This is a genomic window from Streptomyces scabichelini (genome assembly GCF_011045015.1).
In the GTDB taxonomy this organism is placed as follows: Bacteria; Actinomycetota; Actinomycetes; order Streptomycetales; family Streptomycetaceae; genus Streptomyces; species Streptomyces scabichelini.
The window spans coordinates 1-25931 of record NZ_JAAKZY010000146.1 but is presented as its reverse complement, the minus strand read 5'-3'; the positions used below and the strand labels follow the sequence as shown (position 1 = coordinate 25931).

General features: G+C 69.3%; 22 protein-coding genes and 2 pseudogenes. 14 read left to right on the top strand and 10 right to left on the bottom strand.

Features of this window, described 5'->3' with window-relative positions; all coding sequences use genetic code 11:
• The 4 genes from G5C60_RS34470 to G5C60_RS34455 all read left to right on the top strand — a co-directional run.
• On the top strand, positions 1-1727 hold a 1727-nt coding region (locus tag G5C60_RS34470; protein WP_241267291.1), incomplete at its 5' end, for a condensation domain-containing protein.
• 4 nt (positions 1728-1731) lie between these two features.
• Positions 1732-3024, top strand: a complete 1293-nt coding sequence (locus tag G5C60_RS34465; RefSeq protein ID WP_165265150.1) for a M18 family aminopeptidase — start codon at positions 1732-1734, stop codon at positions 3022-3024.
• Between the two features lie 42 nt (positions 3025-3066).
• Positions 3067-3807 (top strand): alpha/beta fold hydrolase, encoded by a 741-nt coding sequence (locus G5C60_RS34460; protein WP_165265148.1) that lies wholly within the window; start codon positions 3067-3069, stop codon positions 3805-3807.
• On the top strand, positions 3804-5651 hold the full coding sequence (locus G5C60_RS34455) for a non-ribosomal peptide synthetase (RefSeq protein ID WP_165265146.1): 1848 nt from the start codon (positions 3804-3806) through the stop codon (positions 5649-5651). Before G5C60_RS34460 ends, G5C60_RS34455 begins: the two co-directional genes overlap by 4 nt.
• A 36-nt stretch (positions 5652-5687) precedes the next feature.
• Here G5C60_RS34455 and G5C60_RS34450 read toward each other — a convergent pair whose 3' ends face one another.
• The 3 genes and pseudogenes from G5C60_RS34450 to G5C60_RS34440 form a co-directional block, all read right to left on the bottom strand.
• On the bottom strand, positions 5688-7217 hold the full coding sequence (locus tag G5C60_RS34450; RefSeq protein WP_165265144.1) for a helix-turn-helix domain-containing protein: 1530 nt from the start codon (positions 7215-7217) through the stop codon (positions 5688-5690).
• A 135-nt stretch (positions 7218-7352) separates the two neighbouring features.
• Positions 7353-7547, bottom strand: a pseudogene (locus tag G5C60_RS34445) (DUF4236 domain-containing protein); the annotation flags it as partial.
• A 116-nt stretch (positions 7548-7663) separates the two neighbouring features.
• On the bottom strand, positions 7664-8527 hold the full coding sequence (locus tag G5C60_RS34440) for a LysR family transcriptional regulator (protein WP_165265142.1): 864 nt from the start codon (positions 8525-8527) through the stop codon (positions 7664-7666).
• 131 nt (positions 8528-8658) lie between these two features.
• Here G5C60_RS34440 and G5C60_RS34435 point away from each other — a divergent pair, with 131 nt between their 5' ends.
• Positions 8659-9273 carry a dihydrofolate reductase family protein gene (locus G5C60_RS34435; protein ID WP_420907437.1) on the top strand — a complete coding sequence of 205 codons (615 nt, stop codon included), beginning with the start codon at positions 8659-8661 and terminating at the stop codon, positions 9271-9273.
• 30 nt (positions 9274-9303) lie between these two features.
• Complete coding sequence (locus G5C60_RS34430) at positions 9304-9897, top strand: cysteine dioxygenase family protein (RefSeq protein WP_165265140.1); 594 nt, start codon at positions 9304-9306, stop codon at positions 9895-9897.
• Between the two features lie 103 nt (positions 9898-10000).
• On the opposite strand, the gene G5C60_RS34425 is transcribed toward G5C60_RS34430, so the two are convergent.
• Complete coding sequence (locus G5C60_RS34425) at positions 10001-11383, bottom strand: erythromycin esterase family protein (RefSeq protein ID WP_165265138.1); 1383 nt, start codon at positions 11381-11383, stop codon at positions 10001-10003.
• A gap of 309 nt (positions 11384-11692) precedes the next feature.
• On the opposite strand from G5C60_RS34425, the gene acnA reads away from it, so the two are divergent.
• On the top strand, positions 11693-14407 hold the full coding sequence (acnA, locus tag G5C60_RS34420; protein WP_165265136.1) for an aconitate hydratase AcnA: 2715 nt from the start codon (positions 11693-11695) through the stop codon (positions 14405-14407).
• 425 nt (positions 14408-14832) lie between these two features.
• On the opposite strand, the gene G5C60_RS34415 is transcribed toward acnA, so the two are convergent.
• On the bottom strand, positions 14833-15390 hold the full coding sequence (locus G5C60_RS34415; RefSeq protein ID WP_206440339.1) for a hypothetical protein: 558 nt from the start codon (positions 15388-15390) through the stop codon (positions 14833-14835).
• Between the two features lie 50 nt (positions 15391-15440).
• Between G5C60_RS34415 and G5C60_RS34410 the strand changes: the two genes are divergently transcribed.
• From G5C60_RS34410 to G5C60_RS34400, 3 genes are all read left to right on the top strand, one after another.
• Positions 15441-15584: a hypothetical protein gene (locus G5C60_RS34410; protein WP_165265134.1), complete on the top strand. Its 144-nt coding sequence runs from the start codon at positions 15441-15443 to the stop codon at positions 15582-15584.
• Positions 15581-15991 carry a DUF6415 family natural product biosynthesis protein gene (locus G5C60_RS34405; RefSeq protein WP_165265132.1) on the top strand — a complete coding sequence of 137 codons (411 nt, stop codon included), beginning with the start codon at positions 15581-15583 and terminating at the stop codon, positions 15989-15991. Before G5C60_RS34410 ends, G5C60_RS34405 begins: the two co-directional genes overlap by 4 nt.
• 185 nt (positions 15992-16176) lie before the next feature.
• Positions 16177-17115 carry a MerR family transcriptional regulator gene (locus G5C60_RS34400; protein WP_165265130.1) on the top strand — a complete coding sequence of 313 codons (939 nt, stop codon included), beginning with the start codon at positions 16177-16179 and terminating at the stop codon, positions 17113-17115.
• Between the two features lie 266 nt (positions 17116-17381).
• On the opposite strand, the gene G5C60_RS34395 is transcribed toward G5C60_RS34400, so the two are convergent.
• Entirely contained in the window at positions 17382-17954 is a 573-nt protein-coding gene (locus tag G5C60_RS34395) for a TetR/AcrR family transcriptional regulator (protein WP_165265128.1), read from the bottom strand.
• An 81-nt stretch (positions 17955-18035) separates the two neighbouring features.
• On the opposite strand from G5C60_RS34395, the gene G5C60_RS34390 reads away from it, so the two are divergent.
• The 3 genes from G5C60_RS34390 to G5C60_RS34380 all read left to right on the top strand — a co-directional run bounded on the left by G5C60_RS34390 (position 18036) and on the right by G5C60_RS34380 (position 20544).
• Entirely contained in the window at positions 18036-18938 is a 903-nt protein-coding gene (locus tag G5C60_RS34390) for an NADP-dependent oxidoreductase (protein ID WP_165265126.1), read from the top strand.
• Positions 18939-19119: 181 nt separating this feature from the next.
• Positions 19120-19293: a hypothetical protein gene (locus G5C60_RS34385; protein ID WP_165265124.1), complete on the top strand. Its 174-nt coding sequence runs from the start codon at positions 19120-19122 to the stop codon at positions 19291-19293.
• Between the two features lie 483 nt (positions 19294-19776).
• Positions 19777-20544, top strand: coding sequence for a hypothetical protein (locus tag G5C60_RS34380; RefSeq protein ID WP_165265122.1), 768 nt, complete (start codon positions 19777-19779; stop codon positions 20542-20544).
• 987 nt (positions 20545-21531) lie between these two features.
• Here G5C60_RS34380 and G5C60_RS34375 read toward each other — a convergent pair.
• Both G5C60_RS34375 and G5C60_RS34370 read right to left on the bottom strand, forming a co-directional pair.
• Entirely contained in the window at positions 21532-22134 is a 603-nt protein-coding gene (locus tag G5C60_RS34375) for a hypothetical protein (protein WP_165265120.1), read from the bottom strand.
• Positions 22135-22400: 266 nt separating this feature from the next.
• Positions 22401-23381: an AraC-like ligand-binding domain-containing protein gene (locus G5C60_RS34370; RefSeq protein WP_165265118.1), complete on the bottom strand. Its 981-nt coding sequence runs from the start codon at positions 23379-23381 to the stop codon at positions 22401-22403.
• A gap of 254 nt (positions 23382-23635) precedes the next feature.
• On the opposite strand from G5C60_RS34370, the gene G5C60_RS34365 reads away from it, so the two are divergent.
• Complete coding sequence (locus G5C60_RS34365) at positions 23636-24418, top strand: phosphotransferase enzyme family protein (protein ID WP_165265116.1); 783 nt, start codon at positions 23636-23638, stop codon at positions 24416-24418.
• A 51-nt stretch (positions 24419-24469) separates the two neighbouring features.
• On the opposite strand, the pseudogene G5C60_RS34360 reads toward G5C60_RS34365, so the two are convergent.
• Both G5C60_RS34360 and G5C60_RS53320 read right to left on the bottom strand, forming a co-directional pair.
• Positions 24470-24700, bottom strand: a pseudogene (locus G5C60_RS34360) (NF041680 family putative transposase); the annotation flags it as partial.
• A 177-nt stretch (positions 24701-24877) separates the two neighbouring features.
• A partial coding sequence (locus G5C60_RS53320) for a PP2C family protein-serine/threonine phosphatase (protein WP_165265114.1) occupies positions 24878-25931 on the bottom strand: 1054 nt, incomplete at its 5' end.

Sequence of the window (25931 nt, the reverse complement as noted above, 5' to 3'; positions counted from 1 at the left end):
CCCGGGACCCCCGGGACCCCCGGGACCCCCGGGGCATCCAAGGCGCCCTGAGCGCCCGGGGCACCCAAGGCAATCGGGGCCTCCGGGATAACCGGAACCCCCAGGATCCCCGGGACGCTCGGGATCCCGGGGACGCCCGAGACGCCCGGGACACCCTCCGCTCCCTCTGGGCCTCCGTCCTCGGTACCCACGACCTCCCCGACGACGCCAACTTCTTCGACCTGGGCGGGAGTTCGATCTCGGCGATACGGCTGCACAACCGCGTCCGGGACGCCCTCGGCGTCGAGTTCTCGCTGGCGGACTTCTTCGCCGAGCCGACGCTCGGCGCGCTGGCCCGGTCGCTGAAGGGTGACCCGGCTCCCTCGTCGGTCGAGGACGTCGTCGACCGCGCCCCCGTCACCGACCAGCAGGCCCGGATGCTGGCCGTCCAGCCCACCCTGGCCCGGCCGCAGGTCTACAACGTCCCGACCCGCATCCGCCTCACCGGCCCCGTCGATACGGACGCCCTGCGTGCGGCCCTGACCCGGCTGGTGGAGCGGCACCACACCCTGCGTACCCGTTACGTCCAGGACGGCGGGGGCACCTGGTGGCAGGAGGTCGTGGACGTCGCCCTGCCGCCCCTGCGCGTCGACGACTACAGCCGGCTTCCCGCCGAACGGGCCGCCGAACGGGCGGACAAGGCCTGCCGGGCGGCGGCCGACGAGCCCTTCGACCTCACGCGCCCGACACTCCCGCGGCTGCGGCTGCTGCGGGTCGCGCAGGACGAGTGGGTGCTGATGTTCGTGCTGCACCACATCTGCACCGACGGCTGGTCCCACGGCGTGCTCCTCGAAGAGCTGGCCGCCCTCTACACCGCCGCCGCGGCCGGCACCCCGCACACCCTGCCCGCACCCTCGGCCCAGCCCGCGGACCACGCCCGCCGCCAGCTCGAACGCCGGGGCACGGCCGACCGGGCCCGACGGGCCGCGCATTTCGTCGGCTACCTGGACGGCGTACCCACCCGCCTGGAGGTGCCCACGGACCGGCCCAGGACCGAGCGGCTCAGCGGCGACGGCGACACCGTCCGCGGCCACGCGCCGGCCGGACTCCGGGCAAAGGTGGAGAGGTTCGCGGCAGCGCACCGGGTGACACCGTTCGCGGTGGTCGCCGCCGCGCTCGGCGTCCTGCTCGCCCGGCTCTCCGGACAGCGGGACCTGCTGCTGGGCGTTCCGTACGCCAACCGGGACGGCAGCGACACCGAGTCGCTGGTGTCGCTGGTCTCCACGAACGTCCCGGTGCGCGTGCGGGTCCTGGCCGAGGAGACCTGCGCCGAGCTGGTCGCGCGCACCGGCGCCGAGACACTGGCCGCCATGGCGAACGTCCTGCCGACCGCCGAGGTGTGGCGGGCGCTGCGGGACGCGGGCGCGCGCGAAGTACCCGAGGTGGTGTCCTGCCTGCTGGCCTTCCAGAACACCGACGACGTCGACATCGAGATCCCCGGGCTGCGGGTGGAGGTCGACGACGTGGCACCGCCGGCGGCGCGCTCGGAGCTGACGTTCGGCCTGACGCAGCGCCGCGATCCGGCGCTGGGTTACCGGACGTACGTCGAATACTCGGCGGACCTGTGGGACAGGAAGTCGGCGGAGCGGATCCTCGACTCCTACCTGTCCGTCCTCGACGACCTGTGCGACAGCCCCGGCCGCCCCGTCGCCGAACTGCTCGCCCTCACCCCCTCCGGAGAGGCATGACCGAATGACAAAGGCCACGGATCCCACGCACACCGAGGACCTCCTCGCCTTCCTCGACGCGGCCTCCTCGCCCTACCACGCGGTGGCGCAGGCCGTGCAGCGCCTGGAGAAGGCCGGCTTCGAGGAGCTGCTGGAGACCGAGGAGTGGACCGGTCACAGCGGCGGCCGGTTCGTCGTCAGGGGCGGCGCGCTGCTCGCCTGGTACGTCCCCGAGGGGGTGCCCGCGCACACGCCGTTCCGGATCATCGGCGCGCACACCGACTCCCCCAACCTGCGCGTGAAGCCGACCCCGGACACCGGCTCGGCCGGCTGGCGCCAGGTCGCCGTGGAGATCTACGGCGGGGTCCCGCTGAACACCTGGCTCGACCGCGACCTCGGCGTCTCCGGCCGGCTCACGCTGCGCGACGGCACGGCGAAACTGGTCAAGATCGACGAACCCCTGCTGCGGGTCCCGCAGTTGGCCATCCACCTCGACCGCACGGTGAACGAGGGACTGTCCCTCGACCGGCAGCGGCAAGTCCAGCCCGTCTGGTCCCTTGGCCGGCCGGAGCGGGGCGCGCTGCTGCGGCGGATCGCGGCTGATGCCGGGCTCGACGCGGCCGACGTGCTCGGCTGGGACCTGATGCTGCACGACGTGCAGAAGGCCGGACTGCTGGGCGCCGAGCGGGAGTTCCTGGTCTCGGCGCGGCTGGACAACCTCGTCTCCGTGCACGCGGGCGCCGCCACGCTCGCCGCCGCCGCGCAGTCCTGGCCGTCGGTCGCCGAGCGGATCCCGGTCCTCGCCGCGTTCGATCACGAGGAGGTCGGCTCCGGCTCCGAGACCGGGGCGCAGGGCCCGCTCCTGGAGCGCGTACTGGGCCGGGTGGTGGCCGCGCGGGGCGGCGGCGCCGAGGACTGGGCGCGCGCCCTGGCGGGCACGGTCTGCGTCTCCGCCGACATGTCGCACGCGGTGCACCCCAACTACAGCGAGCGGCACGACCCGGACAACCATCCGCTGCCCAACGGCGGCCCGGTGGTCAAGGTCAACGTCAACCAGCGGTACGCCACCGACGGCACCGGCTACGCCGCGTTCGCCGCCGCCGCGGAGCGTGCCGAGGTGCCCTGGCAGCGGTTCGTGTCCAACAACGCCATGCCCTGCGGCACGTCGATCGGGCCGATCACCGCGGCCCGGCTGGGGGTCACGACGGTCGACGTCGGCGTGCCCGGCCTGTCCATGCACTCGTCGCGCGAACTGTGCGGGGCGGACGACCCCGGGTATCTGACGCGGGCACTGACGGAGTTCGTCTCGGCGGGCTGAGACCCGCCCACGACAGAAAGGCGGAAAGTGTCCTCGAGGAACGTGACCCTGGCAGGCGCCGACCCGGAGCGGGCCGTGCTGCGGGTGCTGATCGTGCCGCACGCCGGGGCGGGCGCGGCAAGCGGACAGCCGTTCGCCGCGCACGCCCCGGACGACTGGCTGGTGGCGACGGCCCGGCTGCCCGGCCGCGAGTCGCGGATCCGGGAGACCGTCCCCGGCCTCGACGGTCTCGCCGCGGACGTCGCCGCCACGATCCGGGGCCTGCCGGGCTCGGCTCCCCTGGTCGTGGTCGGCGTGTGCTCGGGCGCGGTGATCGCGCTGGAGGCGCTGCGGCGTTCGGGTCCCGCCGGCGTCGCGGGCCTCGCCGTGGTGGCGCAGTGGGCGGTGAACGAGAAACCGGACCCCGGCCGCCGCCTGCTGCGCGACGCCGATGCCACCGGCGACCGTGCCGAAGTCCTGGACATCCTGCGGGACTTCGGCGGCGTACCGGCCTCGCTCGCCGCGAACGAGGAGATGCTCGGCCTGCTGCTGCCGGCGATCGTGGCGGACATCAGGGCCGTCGAGGACTATGTCTGCGAACCCTTCGACCCGGGTGTCCCGCTGCTGGCCCTGTTCGGCGACGAGGACGAGCTGTGCCCCGAGGAGCGGACCGACGGCTGGTCCCTGTTCGGCGCGCGCACGCGCACGGTGTGGCTGCCGGGCGGCCATCTGCTGCTCGCGGACGAGCCGGCGGCGCTCGCGGCGGCGATGGCGGACAACCTCGACCACTGGGACCTCGCATGACGGGCATGACGGGCATGACGGGTACGGCGGGTGCGACGACGGGCACCGCGCACCGGATCGACACGCTGCTGCTGGAACGCTGGGAACGGGACCCCGGCAGGACCGCGCTGGTCTCCGGCGACGACGGCACGGTGGTGACCGCCGGGGAGTTGCGGGAGCGGGTGCTGAGGGTCGCGGCCGCGCTGCGCGCCCGCGGTGTCGGGCCCGGAGACCGGGTGGCGGTCTACCACGAGCGGTCGGCCGAGTTCGTGGCCGCGATCCTGGGCGTGGCCTGCGCGGGCGCCGCGCACGCCGCGTTCGACGTGGACGATCCGCCGGCCCGCACGCTCGGCATGCTCGAGGACTGCGCGCCGCGCGCGGTGCTGACGAGCAGGACACTGCGCAACCGGCTCGACGACTGTGCCGTCCCGGTCCTGACGGACGAGGAGTACCGCACGGGAGAGGAGTACCGCACGGGGCAGGCGGCGACGGCACCGGCGGGCGGGTCCCCCGACGACCCCGTGGCGCTGGTGTTCACCTCCGGATCCACCGGCCGCCCCAAGGCGTCGCTGATCAGCCATCGAGCCCTGGTCTCCCGCATGAACGCGCTGCAGACCACGCACCCCATGGACGGGGACGACCGGCTCGTCCACCACACGACGTGCACCTTCGACATGCATCTCGCGGAGATCTACTGGCCGCTGCTGACCGGCGCCACGATGGTGATCGCCGCCCCGCGCCGGCAGCGCGACGCCGACCACCTGGCGGCCCTGATCCGCGACCACCGCGTCACGACGATCTACTTCGGGGTCTCCCTGCTCGAACTGTTCCTGCTGGCCCGCGACGAGGCCGAGCGCTACGACGGTCTGCGCCAGGTCCTGACCGGCGGCGAGCCCCTCGCCCCCGATCTGGTCCACCGCTTCCACGCCCGCTCCACGGCCTCCCTCACCAACCTGTACGGCCCCAGCGAGTGCACGATCCACTGCACCGCCTGGGTGTGCCCGCGCGATCCCGGCCTCGACACCGTGCTCATCGGCTCGGCCATCCCGGACACGGAACTGTGGGTCCTCGGCGAGGACGGCCGTCCCGTGCCCGAGGGCGAACCCGGCGAGCTGTACATCGGTGGCGCGGGGCTGGCCCTGGGCTATCTCAACCGGCCCGAACTGACCGCGGAACGCTTCCTCCAGTCGCCCCCGGCGGCGCCGGGCCGGCGGCTCTACCGCTCCGGTGATCTCGTACGGGCCCGGCCCGGCGGAGCGCTGGAATTCCTCGGCCGGGTCGACCGGCAGGTGAAGATCCGCGGCGTCCGCATCGAGCTCGGCGAGATCGAGTCGACGGCCCGGCGCTGCCCGGAGGTGCGTCAGGCCGTCGTCGTGGCGCACGGCACGGGGGTGGGGAAGGCACTGGCCGCCTTCGTGGTGCCGAAGGAGGAATCCGCACCGGCGGCCGGTCTGGTGGCCTCGGTCCGCGAGACCCTGCGCACCTGGCTTCCCCCCTACATGGTCCCGGCGACGATCGAGCCCCTGGACGCCCTCCCGCTCACACCGAACGGCAAGGTGGACCGCCTGCTGCTGGAGTCCCGGGCAGCCCGCACGGCACCGCCGCGCCCGGCACCCGCACCGGACGCCGGCGTCGCCGCCGTCGAGGAGCTGGTGGCGGCCGTCTGGTGCGAGACGCTCGGGCTGGCCTCCGTGGGACCCGACGACGACTTCTTCGACCTGGGCGGAAACTCCTTCAAGGTCGTAGAGACCGTCACGAGTCTCAAGGAGCGGCTGGCCGCGGAGATCCCGCTGATGGCCCTGCTGGCGGAGCCGACCGTACGAGGGTTCGCCGGGGAGATACGGCGGATCACAGGGCGTTCGTAACGGCCGGCCGTTCCGGGACGCGGCGGCATCCGCCGTTCAGATGTCCCGGAAGATCTCGATCTGCGCCCCCACCGAGTTGAGCCGCTCGGCCAGATCCTCGTACCCGCGGTTGATGACGTACACGTTCCGCAGCACCGACGTGCCCTCCGCCGCCATCATCGCCAGCAGGACGACCACGGCGGGCCGCAGCGCGGGCGGGCACATCATCTCGGCGGCCCGCCAGCGGGTCGGGCCCTCGACCAACACCCGGTGGGGGTCGAGGAGTTGGAGCCGTCCGCCGAGCCGGTTCAGATCCGTCAGGTAGATCGCGCGGTTGTCGTAGACCCAGTCGTGGATGAGGGTCTTGCCCTGCGCGGAGGCCGCGATGGCCGCGAAGAAGGGCACGTTGTCGATGTTCAGGCCCGGGAACGGCATCGGGTGGATCTTGTCGATCGGCGCCTCCAGCTTGGAGGGCCGGACCTTCAGATCGACCAGCCGCGTACGGCCGTTGTCCGCGAAGTACTCCGGCGTACGGTCGTGATCGAGGCCCATCTCCTCCAGGACCGCCAGCTCGATCTCCAGGAACTCGATCGGCACCCGACGCACCGTCAGCTCCGACTCGGTGACGAGGGCGGCGGCCAGCAGGCTCATCGCCTCGACCGGGTCCTCCGAGGGTGAATAGTCCACGTCCACATCGATGGTGGGGACACCGTGCACGGTGAGCGTCGTGGTCCCGATGCCTTCGACGCGTACGCCCAAGGCCTCCAGGAAGAAACACAGGTCCTGGACCATGTAGTTGGACGAGGCGTTGCGGATGACGGTCACGCCGTCGTGGCGCGCGGCGGCGAGCAGCGCGTTCTCGGTCACCGTGTCGCCGCGCTCGGTCAGCACGATCGGCCGGCCGGGGGAGACGGACCGGTCCACCTGGGCGTGGTAGAGCCCCTCGGTGGCGGTGATGTCGAGCCCGAAGCGGCGCAGCGCGATCATGTGCGGCTCGATCGTCCGCGTACCGAGGTCGCAACCGCCCGCGTACGGCAGCTTGAAGTGGTCCATACGGTGCAGCAGCGGGCCGAGGAACATGATGATCGATCGCGTACGGCGGGCCGCGTACGCGTCGATGGCGTCCAGGTCGAGGTCCGCCGGGGGCACGATCTCCAGATCCACCCCTTCGTTGATCCACCGCGTGCGTACGCCGATGGAGCCCAGCACCTCCAGAAGGCGGTACACCTCCTCGATGCGGGCGACCCGGCGCAGCACCGTCCGCCCCTTGTTCAGGAGCGTGGCGCACAGCAGCGCCACGCACGCGTTCTTACTGGTCTTCACATCGATGGACCCGGAGAGCCGGCGGCCGCCGACGACGCGCAGATGCATCGGACCCGCGTACCCCAGTGACACGATCTCACTGTCCAGGGCTTCACCGATTCGGGCGATCATCTCAAGGCTGATGTTCTGGTTTCCCCGCTCGATGCGGTTCACGGCGCTCTGACTGGTGCCGAGCGCCGCGGCCAGTTGCGTCTGTGTCCAGCCCCGGTGCTGACGGGCGTCACGGATGAGCTTTCCGATGCGTACGAGGTAGTCGTCTCCCATGGCGGCAGGCTATCTCGGATATGAGATGCCACCTCCTGGGGGGTCCATTGGAGTGACGGCCCCTCAGGCGCGTCCCCAAGGACGCCCGGTGGGCATGGTGCCTCGACGGCGCCCGGCGAGCATGGTGCCGCGGCGACGCCTGTTGGCGGTGCGCGTCCTGCGCCACCCGAAGGGTCCTGGCAGGTCCATCGAAGTCGTCCGGCGCCCGGTGCTGCTGTGTGTGCGCCGTGGTCCGTGCCTGCCGCCGGTGGTGATGGACCAGGAGCGCCGGTTGATGTTCAGCCGCACTCCCGGCAGGATCCGGAAACTCTTGCGGAACGTGAGGGGCATTGCTGCCTCCTTTCTTCCGCGAGCGGGTACCCCGGATGCCGGACCGCACGCCGACCGTGCGCCGGAGCGGCATGGTTTCTCCGCTGGAAGCGCTGCTGTTACTGCAAGCGCTGCTGTCATCGGGCGGAGTCGTGGATGGCTCGGATGAGTGCGGTGGTGGCGGGTGGGTCTGGAGGTTCGCCGTAGGTGGCGACGTAGAGCTGGCGGCGGAAGCCGGTGAGTTCGGTGGTGTGGACGTCGGGTCGCCGGTGGGCCTGCAGCGCGAGGCCGGGCAGGGTGGTGACGCCGGCGCCGGCGGCGACGAGGGCCTGGACGACGACCATGTCGTCGCTGACGGAGCCGATGCGCGGGGTGAAGCCCGCTTGCCGGCACACGTAGGTCAGCTCCTCCTGGCACCGTTGGCAGCCGCCGATCCAGGCGGAGTGGCGATGGTTCGCGATGCTGTCGTCGGGTTGCCGGCTCACCAGGTAGATCGAGTCGTCGGCTATGTGGACCAGTCGGAAGCCTTCGTCCTCGACCGGGGCATCGGCGTGCTGGAAGATGAGCGCGACGTCGATGTCGCCGTGTCGCAGCGCCTGCAGCGCTTCGACCGGGTGAAGGTCCATCAGGCTCAACTCGAGTCCTGGGTGCGCCCGGGCCAACGCGGTGGCCGCCTTCGGCACGATCGTGCTCAGCGCCGAGGCGTTGGCGGCCAGGCGAACCCGCCCTGCCTGCAAACCGACCTGTGCCGCGAGTTCGCTTGCCGCGGCGTCGACTCGTCCCAGGATCTCGGTGGCCCGGTTGGCCAGCAGTTGCCCCTCCGGGGTCAGCCGGATCCCACGGCCGACCCGTTGCACGAGCTTGGCGTCGGTGGCTGCTTCCAGGCGCGACAGGTGATGGCTGACCGACGGCTGGGAGTAGTGCAGCTCCTTCGCCGCTTCGGTCACCGACCCGTGTCGCGCGACTGCGGCCAGAACCTTGAGATGGACGAGGCTGAGCATTGATTAACCATATCAATGCGAGTTGCCCGAAATTGGCATTAGACGTCATGACTCTTCTGAACCATGCTGAGACCAAGGCAGGCAGCGCACCCGTAATGGCGCAATGGCGTAAAGGCGTAAAGGAGAGAGCAGTGGGCAAAGTGATCAGCGACTTGACGATCTCCGCCGATGGCTACTCGGCCGGGCTCAATCAAAGCGAGAAGCGCCCGTTCGGCGACGACGGCGGAGACGGCTGGGGCGACAGGCTGCACGCCTGGATGTTCGAAACCGCCGAGGAGAACCAGGCCGAGATCCCCCGGCCGGAGGAGTACGGCGCCTTCATCATGGGGCGCAACATGTTCGGCCCCGTCCGTGGCGAGTGGGACCGGGAGTGGAAGGGCTGGTGGGGCGACAATCCGCCCTACCACACTCCGGTCTTCGTGCTCACCCACTACCCGCGCGACCCGCAGCCGATGGATGGCGGCACCACATTCCACTTCGTCACCGACGGAATCGAATCCGCGTTTCGACAGGCACGCGAAGCGGCCGGGGACGGCAACGTGTCGATTCACGGCGGCGCTACCACGATCAACGAGTACCTCGCCGCCGGCCTGATCGACGAACTGCGGTTGCACATCGTGCCGTTGACGCTCGGCAGCGGCACGCGGCTCTTCGACGGCGTCCCGCCGCTGAATCTCGAGCAGACGGAGTCTCGGGCAGCCAGCACGGTCACGCACGTGACCTATCGCGTGCTGACCGCACGGTGACGTACCACCGAACTCTCGGAGGAGATCACCATGAAACCTGAGGGCGGCCTGCAGACCTTTGTCGACGATGTGGGACTCATGGTCGGCAACACCGACGACGAGTACGAGATCACGAAGCGGGTCGGCGAGCGGTTGTCCGCTCTGCTGGCCGGCGACTACCGGCTCCCGCCGGAGTTCACGCGAACGTCGGACGAGCACCATGTCACGTACCCGCTCTACATCGCTCCCGACGACAGCTGGTCATTGGCGTCCGTCGTCTGGAACGTAGGTCAACGCACACCTGTGCACGAACACGGGACATGGGGCGTCGTCGGAATCTACTCGGGAGCCGAACGCGAGTTCCGCTATGTCAAACCCACGGCGGCCGAGTCGGGCAGTCCCCTGACGCCGGCGGGTGAGCACGTGTGGGAGCGCGGGCAGGTCACCGTGTGCTGTACGACCGACGACGACGTCCACGCTGTCGCCGCCTGCGGCGACGTACCCACCGTCGGCATCCATGTCTACGGAGGCAACATCGGCACCCTCAACCGTCGGTCGTACGACCCGGCGACCGGCGCAGTCCGATGGTTCGTCTCCGGCTGGAACAGCCCGTCAGCCGACGACGGTCAGCTCCGGCGCCGGTGACGCCTGTTGTGCCGCGCCCCGTTAGGGGCGCGGGGCACTGCGCGACCAGCCAGGGACGGCCCGCACCTTTCGTACTGCTCGTACTGCACTTCGCGCGGAGCGCTCAGTCCCGGGTCGTCGGCAGGAGATCCGCGGCCGTGACGCGATGAAGGTGTATCAGCACGTCGAACCGGCGCCCGAGCGAGGTTTCGTAGGGGTCCTCCGGCCATGAGTTCCCGATGGAGCGGGTCGGCCGCATCGCCATCAGCCAGTCTCGCGCCGGCTCGGGCACGGTCCGCAGATCGAAGAAGTAGTCCCGGCGCGCAACTCGCTCCAGCACTTCCTCATTGCTGCCCGCACCCAGCGGCTTCACGGAGAAGCGCCGGTAGGGCTCCTCCGGGTCCGTCAGATCCAGCGCGTTGAAGGAGCCCTGCCCGAAGGTGAAGCCGATGTTCACGTACTCGGCCCCGACCATCTCGCGTATGAACTCCCCCTGGGTCTTCGGATACTGCTCAGGGTTGTCGGACTCGTAGGAGACATGGCCGTTGTGGGCCGACAGCAGCATCCGGTGACCGGTGTGCCGCTGCCACCACACGGTGTTCTCCGCCATGATCCGGTCGCGGTAGAGCATGGCCTGCGCGATCTTCTTGGGGTCGTCGAAGTCGTAGTACGAGTAGAGGGTGGCGGTCTGGGAGATGGCCCTGGCGTGCTGGAGGGCCCACTCGTACGCCTTCCGGTCCCCGTCCGGCCCCTGCTCCTGAAGCAGCTCGTAGGCGCGCAGCACGGCCGCGGCCGTCCGCTTGCGCTCGGCGAGGGGCTTGGACAGGTTCTTGTTGACGGTCTCCTCCACGCTTCCCGTCGGCCGGAACCCGCGGTAGGAGCGGCGGAACTCCGGCAGCAGCTCCGGGTGGTGCGCGGACACGTAGTCCGTGACTTCGTCGAAGGGCTCAGGTCCCACGTAGCCGTTGTCCTCACCCATGAACTGCACGGGGTGGTCGGGGTGGCGGACGTTGTGGAGGCGCATCCACTTCAGCAGATCGAGATACTCGCGGGTGTTCCATATCCGGTACGAGCTCTGGAACTCCTCCCGCATGATCTTCTTCGGGTCGCCCTTCCCGTACAACACATAGTCGTTGAGGACCAGGCCGGTGGACCAGGGCGCCTCCAGCGCGAAGGTGGTGAAGCCCTTCTCCTCGACGAGGTACCGGAAGGCCCGGTGCTTCGTCGTGAAGAACTGCCGGGAGCTGTGCGTGGCCTCACCCAGCCCGACGATCTTCGCCGAGCCGATCATGCGGCCGAGCGGGCGCAGATCGCCGACGGGGGCGCCGGGCTCCGTGGAGCGCAGGGGCTCCGCGACGCGCGCCAGTTCGCGTGCCGGATCGGTGGTGGTCATCGCGCTCGCGTGCGCCGACCGGGCGGTGACCGTCAGCGTGCCGGCCCCGAGCGTCAGCGCAATCAGGAGCAGCAGTAACCGATGCAATCGATGTGATCTGTCCAATACATGCATGCGTCAAGGCTGCGTCGGGCGGCAGATCCCGGACAGCCTGCCATCGTCAGGTTTTTTCCTGGGGAAAACCACAGGTGGGCTGTTGCTCAGCTGCCGGCCCAGGCATGGCTGAGACAGGACAGACAGCCTCCGAGCATGACCGAGCAGCGGTCATGTACTAGAGTTATCTCGACATCGAGATATCTGCCGAGGCGTACCGCAGCCGCCAGACCGGTAAGGGTTACCTAACTTAGCCTTACCTTAGCTGATCGGCCAACCGGCGTGGCGGCAGGATGCGGTGGTACGCGCACATGAATGAAGGAGACTGTCGTGTCGGCGAACAGCTTCGACGCCCGCGCCACACTGAACGTGGGCGACGAGTCGTACGAGATCTTCCGGCTGGACAAGGTGGAAGGCTCGGCTCGCCTTCCGTACAGCCTGAAGGTGCTGCTGGAGAACCTGCTCCGGACCGAGGACGGCGCGAACATCACCGCCGACCACATCCGGGCCCTCGGCAACTGGGACTCACAGGCCCAGCCGAGCCAGGAGATCCAGTTCACCCCCGCCCGTGTGATCATGCAGGACTTCACCGGCGTGCCCTGCGTCGTGGACCTCGCCACCATGCGTGAGGCCGTCAAGGAGCTCGGCGGCGACCCCGCGAAGGTCAACCCGCTCTCCCCGGCCGAGCTGGTCATCGACCACTCCGTCATCGCCGACAAGTTCGGCACCAACGAGGCCTTCGCGCAGAACGTCGAGCTGGAGTACGGCCGCAACCGTGAGCGCTACCAGTTCCTGCGCTGGGGCCAGACCGCCTTCGACGACTTCAAGGTCGTCCCGCCCGGCACCGGCATCGTCCACCAGGTCAACATCGAGCACCTGGCCCGTACCGTCATGGTGCGGAACGGCCAGGCGTACCCCGACACCCTCGTCGGCACCGACTCGCACACCACCATGGTCAACGGCCTCGGTGTGCTTGGCTGGGGCGTCGGCGGTATCGAGGCCGAGGCCGCGATGCTCGGCCAGCCCGTCTCGATGCTCATCCCGCGTGTCGTCGGCTTCAAGCTGACCGGTGAGCTCAAGCCCGGCACCACCGCCACCGACCTCGTGCTGACCATCACCGAGATGCTCCGCAAGCACGGTGTCGTCGGCAAGTTCGTCGAGTTCTACGGCGAGGGCGTCTCCGCGACCTCGCTCGCCAACCGCGCCACCATCGGCAACATGTCGCCGGAGTTCGGCTCCACCGCCGCGATCTTCCCGATCGACGGCGAGACCATCAAGTACCTGAAGCTGACCGGCCGTTCGCCCCAGCAGCTCGCGCTCGTCGAGGCGTACGCCAAGGAGCAGGGCCTCTGGCTCGACCCGGCCGCCGAGCCCGACTTCTCCGAGAAGCTGGAGCTGGACCTCTCCACGGTCGTCCCCTCCATCGCCGGCCCGAAGCGCCCGCAGGACCGCATCGTCCTCGCGAACGCCGCCGAGCAGTTCAAGGCGGACGTACGCAACTACGTCGACACCGTGGACGAGGCGGGCCAGGAGTCCTTCCCGGCCTCCGACGCCCCGGCCGTCGCCCCGAACGGCGCCCCGTCCAACCCGGTCCCCGTCACCGCCCCCGACGGCTCGACCTACGAGATCGACCACGGTGCCGTGACGGTCGCGGCCATCACCTCCTGCACCAACACCTCGAACCCGTACGTCATGGTCGCCGCGGCGCTGGTCGCGAAGAAGGCCGTGGAGAAGGGCCTGACCCGCAAGCCGTGGGTCAAGACCACCCTCGCCCCGGGCTCCAAGGTCGTCACCGACTACTTCGACAAGGCGGGCCTGACCCCGTACCTCGACAAGGTCGGTTTCAACCTGGTCGGTTACGGCTGCACGACCTGCATCGGCAACTCCGGCCCGCTGCCGGAGGAGGTCTCCAAGGCCGTCTACGACCATGACCTCGCGGTGACTTCGGTCCTCTCCGGCAACCGCAACTTCGAGGGCCGCATCAACCCCGACGTCAAGATGAACTACCTGGCGTCCCCGCCGCTGGTCGTCGCGTACGCCATCGCGGGCTCCATGAAGGTGAACATCACCAAGGACGCGCTGGGCACCGACCAGGACGGCAAGCCCGTATACCTGGAGGACATCTGGCCGTCCGAGGCCGAGGTCAACGACGTCGTGGCGAACGCCATCGGCGAGGACATGTTCAACAAGTCCTACTCCGACGTCTTCGCGGGCGACGCCCAGTGGCAGGCGCTGCCGATCCCGACCGGCAACACCTTCGAGTGGGACCCGCAGTCGACGTACGTCCGCAAGCCCCCGTACTTCGAGGGCATGACGATGGAGACCACGCCGGTCACCGACTTCACCGGCGCCCGCGTCCTCGCCAAGCTGGGCGACTCGGTCACCACCGACCACATCTCCCCGGCCGGCGCCATCAAGGCCGACACCCCGGCGGGCCAGTACCTCACCGGGCACGGCGTCGAGCGCCGCGACTTCAACTCGTACGGTTCCCGCCGAGGCAACCACGAGGTCATGATCCGCGGCACGTTCGCCAACATCCGCCTGCGCAACCAGATCGCGCCGGGTACGGAGGGCGGCTACACCCGCGACTTCACGCAGGATGACGCCCCGGTGTCGTTCATCTACGACGCCTCGCGGAACTACATCGAGCAGGGCATCCCGCTGGTCGTCCTGGCCGGCAAGGAGTACGGCTCCGGCTCGTCCCGTGACTGGGCCGCGAAGGGCACCGCGCTGCTGGGCGTCAAGGCGGTCATCGCCGAGTCGTACGAGCGCATTCACCGCTCGAACCTCATCGGCATGGGCGTCCTCCCGCTCCAGTTCCCGGAGGGCACCTCGGCCGAGTCCCTCGGCCTGACCGGCGAGGAGACCTTCTCCTTCACCGGCGTCACCGAGCTGAACGAGGGCCGCACGCCCCGCACGGTCAAGGTCACCACCGACACGGGCGTCGAGTTCGACGCGGTCGTCCGCATCGACACCCCCGGCGAGGCGGACTACTACCGCAACGGCGGCATCATGCAGTACGTGCTTCGCCAACTTGTCGGTTGATGAGCTGATCGGCTCGGATGTCGGAGGATCTGGTCGCTGACCCGCTGCCAACGGCCGTCGCACCAGAGTCTCGCACAAGCGCCCCGTCAGGCTTCGGCCTGGCGGGGCGCTTGCTGGTTCATGCTGATTGCGTAGTGGTCGGTACACGGTCCAGCTGACGCAAGTTGCTCTGGCTCGCGACTGCCCGCCTCGGCCTCGTGCTGCTGGGCTGTGTGCCGCTCGTCATCGCGGCGACCCGCAACGCCCAGCACGTCGCGACGCTCTCGCTTATCTCGTTCAGGTCCGGGACACGGACACCCGGGCACGCCCTGGAAAGAACAAACCCCGGCGACATCGCGCCAGCGAGCGAGGGGTCATCCAGGGAGTTCGCGGCCTAATCTGCCGCGCCAGTCTTCTGAGGCCGGGCGGCGGTTCCTGGGAGCTTGCTAGTCCTTGCTGAGGAAGACCGACTTGAATAGGTCGGCCGCGTCGACGAGGGGCTCGGTGGGTACCCGGAGCTCACCACTGGTCACGGCGTCGTTGCCGTCCTCGGTGAGTTCCCACGAGACCTCCACCGAACTGGCCTGGGGATCCCTCGCGATGATCACGTAGTCGTCTTGGTCGCTCGTCCAGGATACGTTCGGGCGGAACGACTCCGGAGTGAGCACAACTTCAGCGTCCTCGCCGTGGTTGCTCCAGGTCACGGGATACCCCCGTGGGAGGGGTCGGAGAGTCGAGTAGTCGAAGCTCGGCAGGAACGGATCGTGCGGCCGCAGCACTGGTTCGACGGTCTTCTCGACGTCGGCGTCGTCCGGGACGCCCCCGCGGACGCGCTCGACGAGGGCGAGGACTTCTCCGGAGCGTGCGGGCCGCGTGTTGCTGGTGCCTCGCACGTAGACGCGCTCGTCGCGATGCGGATCGGCACCCGGCGCGGCTACCGCGTCGTCGCCGACCAGTTGCGCGACCAGTTGTACGTCATCGTGCCGCCCGGATCCGGCGAACACTTGCGGGCATCCCCGGCGTCCGCATCCTCGGTCGCGGCCACCAGGTGCTCATGCCGTGCACCGTCGACGACGGCAGCCAAGTCGCGGACTGGGTCGGCACCCCACGCGAGGGCCTGGTGCTCGTCGACCCCGCACGGCTCGCTGACCGCTTGCAGGACCTCGCCCCCTCCTTCCACGAGCCGGTGACAACATGACCAGCACGCCGCCGTCCCCCGGCCAGGTCACGGACGACCCCGAGCAGCTGCTCGACGCCTCCATGCCGCTGGACCGGCGCCTCCACCTCCAACTCGCCGCCACCGTATTGAACCCGCCCACGCAGGAGTCCACCCTCCGGCCGTTGGACTGCGAGCAGATCGCCCTCGAACTGACCGGTCACGCGAGGGTCGTCGCGGACGACGTCCGACTCCGGTGCCTGAGACTTCCCGACGACAGCCCGGAACGCATCCTCACCGAAACCGTGCTCGGGGAAGCCGGCCGGAGCCTGTCGGTCCCGCCGCGCCCCACCCTCCCGTCGGCGCAGAACCGGGCGCGTCTCCTGCGCACGCTGTACGAACGCCTCGACAGCCTGCCCCCTGCAGACACCAACCAGCCCACGACCTGACCCACCCCAAGAACTCGCCCAGTGCCCTCCCCGTGCGCCTGGGCGACACCGAAGCTCCCAGTGGCCGCACCTCCAACCCGCGGCCGCTGGGGAGAAATTGTCAAGACTTGTGGATGAGGAGTGGTTGGCTGCTGGCAGGCGAAGGGACTTGAGTCTCCAGTAGGGGGAGACACAAAGGTGGGGGCATGGACGGCGACACGCTCTACTCGATCGGCGAGCTCGCTCGGCGGACCGGTCTCACGGTCAAGACCATTCGGTTCTACTCCGATCGCGGAATCGTGGCGCCGATGGACCGTAGCCCGGCCGGCTACCGCCTCTACAACATCGACGCCGTCGCACGCCTGGACCTCGTGCGGACCCTGCGCGAGCTGGGACTGGACCTTCCCACGATCCGCAAGGTCGTGGACCGCGAGCTCTCGCTTCCCGAGGTCGCCGCGGCGCACGCCGAAGCACTGGCAGTGCAGATCCGCGTCCTGCGCCTGCGGCGCGCGGTGCTGACGGCGGTGGCCGAGCGCGGGTCCACACCTGAGGAGACGGAACTCATGCACCGACTGGCCCAGCTCTCCGAGGACGAACGCCGACGTCTGATCGGCGATTTCCTCGACGCCGTCTTCGGCGGTCTTGACGCCGCCCCCGCGTTCGCGGGGGTCATGCGCTCGATGACCCCCGAGCTGCCCGACAACCCGGAGGCAGAGCAGGTCCAGGCGTGGGTGGAGCTGGCCGAAATGTCCCTGGACCCGGATTTCCGCGCCGTCGTGCGGCGGATGGCCGAGGACCAGGCAGCCGAGCAGACCCGAAGCGACACGATGGGCCCGCGCCGCGACATTGCCGCAGCCGTCCGTGACCAGGCCAGCCCGGCCCTGACCGCCGGCATCGACCCGGCCTCGCCCCAGGCCGATCCGATCGTCGCGGCGTTCACGGCGCACTACGCGCACCTCCTCGGCCGCCCCGACGACGTCGAGCTTCGCCGCCGGCTGGCGACTCGGCTGGAGAGCGTGAACGACCCCCGCAGGGAGCGATACCTCCAACTGCTCGCAGTGGTCAACGGCTGGCCGGCCCCGGAGAGTCTGGCTCCAGTGTTCGACTGGTCCGTCCAGGCTCTGCGCGTCCGGACACAGCATTGACGGGGCGGTCGCAAGGCGGCATGGGCCGGACGCGGCTGGCGTCGGGTGAAAACGCCGCCGCACATGATCGGTTCATGAATGCCCCCGTCGTACTTCAGGTGGCCGCGAGGTCGGCCTCTCCCGCTCTCGTTCTTCGCCCCTGGCGCACGGAGGACGTTGCCGCATTGGTCGAGGTGAGCCAGGATCCCGCATTGCGCCAGTGGGCGAGCTCTGTCGTGGGCGGGTCGCGGTCGGCCCGGTGGGCGCTGCTCCTCTTTGCGGCCGACTCAGCGGACCGTCGGAGCTGGCGGCGCGACCACTTCGCACAGCTCGGCGGCGGCCTGGGCGACGAGCTCGGAGAAGGCTGCGTCCGGGTCGGCCAGCCAGCGGGACGTGGCGCGCCGGGAGACCGCCATCGCCACGTCGATGATGAAGCGCGCCTTGTCGGGCTGGACGCCGCGGCGCCCGAGCGCCGGCACCAGCGCCTCGGCGATGTCGGCGAGCTTGATCAAATCGCGCTCGGCCAGTGCCGGGCTGGCGGCGATCACCCTGACGCGGCGCAGCAGGAACTCGCGCGAGCGAAAGACCTCGTCGGCGGTCCTCAGCGCGGTCAGCAGCGCCTCGAGTGGCCTGAGGCCCGGGTCGGCCGCCTCGACCTGTCCCACGAGGTGGGCCTCGAGCTCGTGGCCGGCGAAGAGGACTTCCCGCTTGTCGGGGAAGTAACGGTAGAAGGAGCGCTCGGTCAGACCGGCGGTGCGCGCGATCTGCGCGACCGAGGTGCGCTCGTACCCCTGCGTCTCAAACAGCTCGAGCGCCGCGCGCTCGAGCCGACCCTGTGCGTCGGACTCCCATCTCGGCATACGCCTCAGAGTATGACAGCAGATGCTGTTGTCGCGCTGCGATCTATGACAACAGATGCTGTCATCGCACAGGAGATAGTCATGAAGGCTCTTCAGTTCGACCGATTCGGATCCCCAGAGGTGATCGTGCTCCGCGACGTCCCGAAGCCGGAGCCGGGACCCGGACAGATCCGAATCGCCGTGCGGGCGTGCGGCCTGACCCCGGCTGACTGGGTGGTCGTCGACGGACTCTTCGCCGACCGGATGCCGCCGCTGCCGCGCGGGCTCGGCCTCGAGATCGGCGACCCCGTGTTCGGCCCGGCCACCTTCGACGGCCCGACGGCCGGCGCCGCCGAGTTTTCGCTGATGGCGGCCTGGGCGCGCATCCCCGAGGGCGTCACCGTCGAGCAGGCCGCCGCGCTGCCGATGGCGGCCGAGACGGCGTGGCGCGCGCTCGACGACCTCGGCGTCCAGCCGGGTGAGCTGCTGCTCGTCCACGGCGCGGGCACCACGGTGGGCGAGGCGGCGGTGCGCTTGGCGCTGCACCGGGGTATTCGGGTGATCGCCACCGCCGGGCCGACCCGGGCCGCTGCCCTGGGAGAGATCGGCGCCCAGGTGACCGGCTACGGCGACGGTATGGCCGAACGCGTTACCGCACTGGCCGGAGGCCGCGTCGACCGCGCCCTGGACACGGCCCCGACCGGCGGCCGGATCGACCGAGCCGACCAGGCCAGCCCGGCCGGCGGCTCACTGCCGACCCTGATCGAGCTGACCGGTGATCCCGACCGCGTCCTCACCGTCTCGGACTTCGCCGCCGCGGCCGAACTGGGGGCCCGGATCACCACCGAGATCCGCTACGACCTGATGGGCGAGTTCGCCCGGCTGGCCGGCGAAGGCGTCCTGGCCGTATCGGTCGCCCGCACCTACACGCTCGACCAGATCCAGGAAGCGGCCAGGCTCAGCCAGTCCCGCCGACCCGGCGGCAAGCTCATGCTCGTCCTGTGATCGCCTTGCTGGCCTGGTCAGGCGAAAGGAGTCCACACAACCCCCGATGATCACGCGGTGGCCGTACCCGTTCCCGACCAGGATTCCCTACAAGATCGCGAAGTCACACTGGAGTACGAGCCGACTGTGCTGACACCGAAGGCTCCCAGCCTGACGAACTCGCCAGACTCCATGAACTGCCGTGGCGGCAACGGGCGTTCGTCCCGGACGCCCGAGCGACGACTGGACCCAGAAGGGCCGGGGGCTGATGGACTACCACCCCGACATGCCGTACGCGGAGTCGTCGGCCCGGCTCGACCGGGAGCGGCAGGCCAGCTTCCTCCGGATCGGTTCCCGCCTGCATCGCCCGCGCTGATGGGGATTCTTGAAAATGGCTCTGACCGCAGTTCCGTGAAGGATCACGAATGAGCCAGGGTTCGGCCGGGGCTGCCCCGTTGCCCGCCGGGTGCCTCCGCGGTTGCGGCCATGCGCAGCACCATGGCCATCGCGTAGGCCAGTAGGCAGAGCTTGGAATTGCTGTTGGGTCATGACAGGGCAAGCGCTGACGGCGAGGCATGGCAGTGATGAAATCCAGTGCCTCCGTCCTCGTGGTCACTCCTGTCCCCGGCGTCCACCGCACGAGTGCGGAGCGCACGTCCACCGAGAGATCCCCGGCGGTTGTTTTATGCGGCCATGGCCGGATTGCTAGCTTCCTCCCGCCCGGTCTGGGACAGTCAATCCCTCGACGCCTTCCCCGCGCACCGGAGTTACCGGAGCGGGGAAGCGCGCAGGACCGAACAAGGGGGAGTGTCCGGTGGCTGAGAGCTCTGCGGAGAGATTAACCAATCCGTTTACGAAGGTGAATTCGTTCTATCCGGATCTCGATTGGGCCGCGCGTGAGGCCCTGGCCCTGATCGGTGGCGCCACCGAGATCGTGGTGCTCTCGAGCAGCGTCAACATGTCCGGCAGCAACGAAGCGCTCACGATGACATCCGAGATGCAGGTCGAGTCGTACCGGGGCGGCGTCGAATCGGCCGCACAGAAACTGGGTATCGACGGGGACGCGATCATGGCGCGGATCATGCTGAACACGATCCTCATCAAGGAGCACACCGTGCGGGCCGGCGGCATCCAGCTGCACGGTGTGCTCTGGCACGAGTACGGCCACGTCCTGCACGGACCGGCCGAGAACGGCTTGGTGTTCTCGCACGAGCTGGACACGCTGCGCCGGATCCACGGCGACCAGGTCGCCCGCGAATGGTGCCTGCAGAGGGGCCTGGGCTACTTCGCCAGTTTCTGCGTGGACCCGGGCAAGGCGAAACTGGAGGAGATCCTCTCGGCACTCCTCAGCACCGAGCAGTACGCGGAGTTCCAGCAGAAGTGCCTGAACGCCCCGCCCACCCTCTCGGGCAAGTCGACGTTGCCCAGTTCCAGCCCGATCGCGGTCGGCGACGTCATCGAGGGCACGATCAGGGAGATCAAGGCGAGGATCGGTAAGGCTGCGCTCACTGCGAAGTTCCTGGCCTCGCCGGTCGCGGGCAAGACCGCCAAGTTCGCCGAGATCAGCTGGGACGTTCTGCAGGCCGATGTCGCCGGAGACCACTACCAGCTCAGGCGCCGCGCCTGACCCCGGGCACCTGCCCTGGACGTGCCGGATCCGGCCCTGGGTCGGGGTCCGTCGGCCGGCCCGGCGTTTCGCGGGCAGGCCGACGGGCTGCTCGGCTCCGCGGGTCAGGGCCCGTACGTCATGATCGGGCGGTCGTCGTCCGCGAACGGGTCGAGGACGGTCTGGGCCTGCCAGAACCCGTGCTTCGCTGGGCTTGACCACCACTGATGGCGCTTTTTGAAAGTGGTTCTGACCGCAGTTCCGTGAATTTTCAAGGAGCCCCATCAGCGCCCTGGACGAGGCGCGTCGGGCTGCCGAAGGAGACGAGCGGCTGAGGCTGCGCGAGGCTCTGGACACGCTGGAGCGGCGTAACGAGGTCGCGGACTGGGTCGCTGACCTCACACACGCCTGCCTGGCCACCAGCCCGGACGCCGACTTCACCGACGGGGCGCAGGCGTACATGGGCAGGGCTCTGGCGGAGTACCTTGCCCTGGCTCGGACGCGGACGGTGTCTTCTTCCTCGTGTGGGACGTCGGTGCCGGCAAGTCCGCCTGGTCGACGTCCTCGCCGCGGCTGGCGCATGCTTCTCGGGCGGACCGTCCAGAGCGGACATCAGGTCGACGCGTTATCCGCGAGAACGTGGTGTACGCGGGGCGGCGGTGAGTGCCTGTTTGCGATCCCGGATTCTGAGTAGCCTGGGCGCCGTAGCTTGGTCAGCATGGGGAATTGCACATAGACGCCTGACGATCTCAGGGCCTGTCACGGCGGCCACTGGTCCGGGGCCGGAATGGACGCCACGACCTGGTCCAGGACTCGGTCCCGCAGCTGTCTCGCGAGCCCGTCGACCGCGGTGACCAGGGCGACGAGGACGTCCGGCTCAGCGGAGTCGACTGCCTCTTCGGCGTCCTCCAGGAGCTGGAGAACATCAGTGCACGGCTTCGTCCGGATGGCGCGTTCCTCCGGATCGGAGCTGGTCAGCTACGCGAATCGGGAAGGCCGTATGACTCGTCAGCAGTTGCGTATCTTCTGAACCGGGCCCCATTTCACGAACTCGCGAACCGAACTGAAGGCAGGGGGCATCCGCCAGAGCGTCCCGTCATCGAAGGTCAGCAGGGGGCGAGTGCCTGTGGTCTGGTTGTTGCGCCACGAGCCGGAGGTGTCGTCCCACGAGAGCGGGATGCCGTATTCGCCGCACACGTACATGCCGATGTTGGCGCCGCCAAAGCCTGACGCTGAATACGCGCAGAACCACCCGTAGGGTGTTCCGCCCACACACTCGGTAGCACTGACCCCGTTCACGGTCGCCTCACCCAGCTGACGGGGCTGGTCTTCCCCCGGCACCGGGATGTTCAGGACTGCGCCGTTGAGGTCGATCTGGTTGGGTGACGCCTGGGTGCCCTTTCCACCCAGCTTGACCAGGTAGGCATCCACCGCGTCCTGCAGGCCGTCGGCTTGCGCGGTGCTCAGCCCTGCCGCGCGGGCCTCCGCAACGAACGCTGCGCGGCCATCGCCGGCGGCACCCGCCCCGCCGGTGCCGGCGACCGTGGCGAGCACCATCATCGTCGAGGTGAGGATGATCCTCACCAGGCCCACTCTTGGCTTCTTGCGCACGGTTTCCCCTTCGTCTCGGCTCTCACGGCCGCGTAAAGGCAGGGGCTCACCTGTTCTGCGACCGTCCGGTCGCCACGAGCGCCCCCGTCCAGCGGTGCCCCGCACCGCCGCCATGGATTGAAGCTGTGCATTAAGCGCCGAACGGCCTGTCCACCAAACTGCCGAGGAGGGTGAGCTGACAGGCGTGGTGGGACTTGCCGTTCGTTCCTTGAATGAGAGTGCGCGCTGTGGCCGGGACCTGTCCTTACGGGTGAGCGCACAGGTCTTTAGTCTGCGTGCACTGTTGCGGACTGCCGGCGGTATTGGCGGGGCGATAGGCCATGGGCGCTGCGGAAGGTCTGGCTGAAGTGCGCGGGGCTGGTGAACCCCCACCGGGCGGCGATCGCGTGGATCGGGCGGGTGGCCAGCCGGGGGTTGGCAAGGTCGCGCCGGCACTGCTCCAGGCGGCGCTCGCGGATCCAGCCGACGACGGTGTGCCCGTCCTGCTGGAACAGCTTGTGCAGGTAGCGCAGGGAGATGTGGTGGGCAGCGGCGATCGCGTCCGGGGTCAGGTGCGGGTCGCCCAGGTTGTCCCGGATGAAGGCGTGGATCTGGGCCATCAGCGCGCGCCGTCTGGTGTGGGCCGGCACCGTGTGCTGGGTGTCCAACGCGTCGGCGAGTGCCGTGGTCAGCACGTCGAGGGTCAGAGTGGACAGCCGGGCGGTGTCGGAGGGGCCGAGTTCGTGCATGCGCTGGGCGAGCTGCAGCAGGAACTGTGACGACAGCGCGCCGATGCCCTTCTCGCCCGGGATGCGTACGGCGCTCAGGCGCCGCAGGTCCCGGGCAGGCAACGGCAGCAGCGAGCGCGGGAAGCGCAGGAGCAGCATCTGGAATTCAGGAATATGCGGCGCATGTTCGGCGAGGTAGGGGCGCGAGGTGTCGAACAGCACCAGGTCCCCGGCTCCCAGATCCGCGCGCCGACCGTCTTGCGTCATCATGCCGCCACCGCGCACGATGCAGCCCAACTTGAACACTTCGGGATCGGCCTGGCGGATGAGCTTGGGGGTGCGGTGGACCGCGTGCGGCATCGTGGTCATCAGCGTCGTCTGCACGGGGCCGAAGTCGCTGATGCCGACCTGAGCCCGGAATCCGCTCTCCACCTGCGGGTCACAGCGTAGCTCGTAGGGCACCCAGAGCTTCGAGTTCACCTCGCGCCAGAAGGCGAACTGCTCGCCCGCCGCCACCTCGGCGCTGCTGACCACATCCATGCGCCCAGTGTTGCCGTTGCGGGGCCGGACCAGCATCGCCCGAACAAGCCGAACCCAACCAGCCGCCGCCGTACTCGTCTTCCTCATAACCCGGCCGCGGTTCATTAAGCCGCACTACAGCCCATCAGTCACAGAACGTCACAGATCACCGGATCTGAAACAGCTTCTGAGCTTGTTCCTTAACCTCTGTCCGCACTCTGACGTTCCCCTGTTAATGGGGTGATCATGGCGAGCTGGTCCGACACACTGGTGCGATGCAGCACGATGATGAACAGCCGTTGCCTGGCGGCAACGTCAGTAATGGTGTGGTTCGCGTCGGAGATACCGTTCGCCGTCCGGCCGGACCGTGGACTCCCTCCGTGCATGCCCTGCTTGCCCACCTGCACGAGGTGGGATTCAGCGCGGCGCCTCGCCCACTCGGCATTGACGATCAAGGGCGTGAGGTCCTGACTTTCATGCCGGGACATGTCGTCTGGCCCGACCGGTTCTCGCTGATGGAACCCGCTCGACGACTGGCTCGCGTTGCACGTCTCATCCGGGACTTCCACGATGCCGTGCGGGACTTCACGCCGCCGTCGGACGCGCACTGGCAGACGCTGATCCCTCCCGAGGGCAGCGACATCATCACCCATAACGACTTGGCCCCCTGGAACCTCGTGGTCGCAGACGAGACGCGGTGGGCCCTCATCGACTGGGACGCAGCAGGTCCCGGCTCCCTCCTGTGGGATGTCGCATACGCCATTCACGGGTTCATCCCGCTGTCCGCACATCCAGACTGGCAGCGCTCGGACGCGGCGGAACGACTGCGAGTCTTCGCCGACGCGTACGGTCTCGATGAGTCCGAACGTCGTCGGTTGGTCCCTCTGCTGGGGCGCCGTACGCGTTCCATGCACGACTTCCTGCGAGACCAGACAGCCCAAGGTGTCCAACCCTGGGCAAGGCTGTGGGCTGAAGGCCACGGTGACGCCTGGCGAAACGACGCCGAATACATCGAGCAACGCGAAGACCAGTGGGTGCACGCCCTGCTCGCCGGCTGAGCTTGTTCTTCATGGTCTGACCTGGTCACGTTCGGCGATGGTGCCGGGGCGTCAGGTCGTCTTGCCCACGTCGTAGCGGATGGCAGGGCGCTGATTCTTCGAGCCGAGCGGGCGTCCGGGGCCGGGCCGGTTGGGTTTCGGCGCACGGGCCGGGCCGACGAGATGTGGGCGGAGGTTCCTGAACCCGCGGCGGACGCGGGCAGGGGTGAGCTGACCGGGCTCGGCCGGCCTCTCCCAGGGGTGGCGGAGGTCCGCGGCCAGCGGGCGGGCGAGGCGGAGTTGGCCGGACACCTCGTCTGGCACCCCAACGGGCATCACGGCGGCCTGGATCCGGAGACCGTGCCACTGGTGGAGGTTCTCGCGGCCGCCAACGATTCGGGGTTCTTCACTCCAGGATCCGCGACTCCATTAGCAATGAAGACAGTTCGATAGCAGTGAATTAGCAAATCCGCAGCTTCCTCAGCAATGATTACGAGCAGTAGCGGTCGGTTGTACGGCACTTCTGTCGGTCTGCGGGTCGCCGGTTCGACGCGATGGTTCGGCGGTGGCTACGAGCAGGGCGGCGTCGTCGTCGACCCGGTCGGGGGTGTTCAGCAGTCCCAGGGCCCGTTCGGTGATCTGCTGGGGGTCGGGGCGGGCGGCGGCGGGCAGCGCGTCGCAGGTCTGGCGCAGGGCCGCCAGGCCGTCGTCCAGGGACAGCGCCCGGTTCTCCACCAGGCCGTCGGTGTACAGCAGCAGGCTGGTGCCGGGCGGGAACGCCACCTCACGGTCGACCGGGGTGCTGCCCAGTCCCAGCGGCAGCGCCGGGGGCAGTTCCAGGTAGGCGGTGGCGGCGGCTACCAGCAGGGGCGGCAGGTGCCCGCTTGCGGCGTAGCGCAGACGGTGGCGGTGGGGGTCATACACCGCGTACAGGCAGGTGGCGAAGCGGTCGGTGGCGAGCGACTGCAGGTAGACGTCCAGCCTGGCCAGTACCTGGGCCGGGCCGGCGCCCTCCAGCGCGAGGCTGTGCAGGACGGAGCGGAGTTGGCCCATCAGAGTGGCGGCTTCCACGTCGTGTCCCATGACGTCGCCGATGGCCAGCCCCACGGCGCCGTCGGGCAGGGCGAGAACGTCGTACCAGTCGCCGCCGACCTCAGCGCCGCGGTTGCTCGCCCGGTAGTGGGTGGCCAGGCGCACTCCGGGCACCTGGGGCAGGCGGTGGGGCAGCAGGGCGCGCTGCAGGGTCAGGGCGAGGCGGCGCTCGTTGTGGTACCGGGTGGCGTTGTCGTAGGCCAGGGCCAGGCGGTGGGCGAGGTTCTCCAGATACTTGTGTTCGACCTCGGAATAGCCGCCCGTGTGCCGGACCAGTACCAGGGCCCCCAGCGTCTGGTCGTGGGCGTGCAGCGGCAGGGCCAGCACGGCGGCGGGCGCCGGGTGCGGGCCGACTGGGGCTGGGGCGGTGCCGTTGATGGCGTGGGTGGCGGCGGTGGCCAGGGCCTCGCGGGCAAGGAGGGGGGTGCCGGCGATGTATGGC